Source organism: Nocardioides sp. YIM 152315 (assembly GCF_029210375.1).
Lineage (GTDB): Bacteria > Actinomycetota > Actinomycetes > Propionibacteriales > Nocardioidaceae > Nocardioides.
The window spans coordinates 1-1,840 of the sequence record NZ_JARGER010000030.1; the positions used below are offsets into that span (position 1 = coordinate 1).

The 1,840-nt window shown below is 69.5% G+C and carries 2 protein-coding genes; both read right to left on the bottom strand.

Features of this window, described 5'->3' with window-relative positions:
- Positions 1-15: 15 nt before the first annotated feature.
- Complete coding sequence (locus PZ894_RS09875) at positions 16-174, bottom strand: hypothetical protein (RefSeq protein ID WP_275744373.1); 159 nt, start codon at positions 172-174, stop codon at positions 16-18.
- A gap of 117 nt (positions 175-291) precedes the next feature.
- The gene (locus tag PZ894_RS09880; RefSeq protein ID WP_345799147.1) at positions 292-1,737 is read right to left on the bottom strand and encodes an IS1380 family transposase; all 1,446 of its coding nucleotides are present in this window, start codon (positions 1,735-1,737) and stop codon (positions 292-294) included.
- Positions 1,738-1,840 lie beyond the last annotated feature (103 nt).

Sequence of the window (1,840 nt, forward strand, 5' to 3'; positions counted from 1 at the left end):
GACCCGATCTCGCAGTTAGGGCGGTTGGCGGGAGCCGAAGTGGTGCCCGAGTCGAATCGTGACGTCGGTGGGGGCCTTGAGGGCTGCGATTAGCACCGCGGTGCCGATGCAGAGCGCCAAGATCAGCACCGCTGCGGCGACGATGGTGGTCGAGGTGGTGCTGAAGGCGTCCATGGGGGTCTCCTGGTCTTCGGGCCACCGGGAGTATCGGAACGCCGGTGTCAGAGTGTTCTTCGGCTCTATGCCGCAGAGATCACTACCGGACGGTGCTGCTCAGCGGCGCGTGGTCAATCAAGCCGGAATCGCTCGAAGTCGAGCGAGTGCTTGGGCGAGCAGGCTGGGTCCGGGTGGGAGGCGTAGGACGGTGCGTCTGGCGTGAGTGATCAGCCGGCCGGGGACGCAGATCAGCTCGCGGCGGAGCCGGCTCAGGTGGGCGCGGCCGCGGCCGTCGCCGTGGTCGAGTCCGGCGAGTTCGTGGAGCCAGGCCGAGAGGTTGGTCGCGAGCAGTGCGCCCCACATCCAGGCGGTGTTGACGGCCCGGTCCCCGGAGGGCAGGTGGCGTAGCGCGGCACCGTGTTTGGCGTCGCGGATGCGGTCTTCGATGTCGGTGCGGTGTCGGTACCAGCACTCCACCGCCCGGGCGCGTTCCGGAGTGCTCACGTCGAGGTTGGTGACGATGAAGGAGTAGGCCCACACCTGCTCGATGTCGCCGTCCAAGGCCAGTGCGAGCTGGTCGGCGGGGATGGTCTTGCGGCGTCGGGCACGCGGGTCGGCCGAGATCGCCGCCGCTTCGTGCCGCACCCGCCGGATCAGACACCTCGTTCCTTCGGGCCAGCCGCCCGGCGTGTAGTCGGCCACCGCGACCTGGGCGCCGGGCATGGCGTCAGCGTCACTCCAAGCGTCCTCGGGCACGGCTGCCGCGGCCCGCCAGGTAGCGGGGTTGCGGTTCGCGCCGATCGCAAAGTCGGCCCCGGCGGCCACGACGGCGTCGGCGAGGTCCTTGGTGAAGTAGCCGATGTCGCCACGCACCCGCACTCGACCGTGACCGCCGTGAGGTGCGGTGGCGGCGGACAGGCCGACCAGTGCACGAGTGAACAGGTCAACCACGCCGGCGCGTGGATCCTCGTCGCCAGCGAGCAGGTCGGCGGCCAGCACGATCCCGGCTTCGGCCCAAGTCGCCAGGTGCGGTCGGCCGGCGCGTTGGCCCTTGTAGTTGTAAGAGATGCCCTGCTTGCGGGAGCCGTAGACCTCGACATCGGTGGCGTCGATGTCGATCGTCGGCGCGGCCAGCAGCGCATCGCGGCGCGGCTTGTCGAGGCGCCCGATCACCCGAGCGGCGATGTGGCCGAGGGCGGCTTCGACCCGGTGCCACCGATCGGTGTCGAACCGCTTCGCCAGTGTCGCCGCGGTCGTCGACGGCGCGGTCGGAACCGGAGCAAGCCGGCCGCCGGCCACGTCGGCACGACGTCGGTCCAGCCCGATCAGGTAGTCCTCGCCCGCCAGTTGGGCACACGCCAGGCCGACGAGGAACTCCCCGCCGGTCAAGCCACGAGCGCGTTGCTTGATCGGGCCGACCGCCTCATCGAGCGCATCAACGACACCGATCCGGTCGACCAGCTCGGTGACCGCGAGCATCCCGGCGACTGGTGTCAGGCACGGATCCGACGCGCCGATCTGGACTTGATGACGGACCCCACGACGACCTCGTAGCCTGTTCACCCAACAGGTGCCCTTCACTCGACAGCGATCACGGCCTCAACAACCACGATCTTGCCGATCTGAAGGGCACTTGTTGCGTTCACACCCCGAAGCGCCGCCCGCCTACCTGCGGATCCGGGTC